Annotated in this window: 2 protein-coding genes; both read right to left on the bottom strand. The window is 71.4% G+C overall.

The genetic code is table 11. The annotated features are described in order from the left end of the window. On the bottom strand, positions 1 to 295 hold a 295-nt coding region (locus ABD254_RS21310; RefSeq protein ID WP_344250997.1), incomplete at its 3' end, for a hypothetical protein. Beyond that, positions 292 to 594: hypothetical protein (locus tag ABD254_RS21305; RefSeq protein ID WP_344250995.1), on the bottom strand; the 303-nt coding region annotated here is incomplete at its 5' end. The genes ABD254_RS21305 and ABD254_RS21310, both read right to left, overlap by 4 nt.

Below are 594 nucleotides of genomic sequence, written 5' to 3'. Positions count from 1 at the left end.
CGAGGCGGTCAGCGCAGGCGACCGGGTTCGGGTCGTTGAACGTCTCGCCGTCGTGCGGGAGGGCGAGGGGCTCCGTCGTCGAGCGGTCGAGGATCGCGGACACGCGCCGGCCCCGGGCCCACCACTGGTCCCACTGCTTGGCGGTGAAGTCGGTCGAGACCTCGATCGGCTCGGGCAGTGGCTCTGCGAGGACCCAGCGGCGGCCGGCGACGTGTGTGGTCCACCCACCGGCGACGTCCTCGTAGACGTAGACGTCGCACTGGTGGTCGTCGGAGGACCAGCGGCAGTAGCTCACGCGACCACCTCCGGCAGTACGGGCCAGGCGACCTTCTCCATGGCCACCAGGTGGTTCTTCGGCAGGTCGTCGATCGCGTGGCCGAGCCGCCGTGCACCCATGGCCGCGAGCACCAGCGCGTCGGCTTCGTCGTTCCCCGTCACCTCGACGTTGGGGTACCGCCGTACGACGGCCGCGAGCACCTTGTCCTTCGCGGCGTTCCCCGCGCCCGTGGCGTACTTCGCACGTGCGGGCGGGGCGACGACGGCGACCGGGTAGTCGTTGCGTAGGAGCCGGTGCACCATCAGCCACCAGAGGCC

It is taken from the genome of Isoptericola hypogeus (genome assembly GCF_039531145.1).
Lineage (GTDB): Bacteria > Actinomycetota > Actinomycetes > Actinomycetales > Cellulomonadaceae > Isoptericola > Isoptericola hypogeus.
This window is presented reverse-complemented; position numbering and strand designations above follow the sequence as displayed.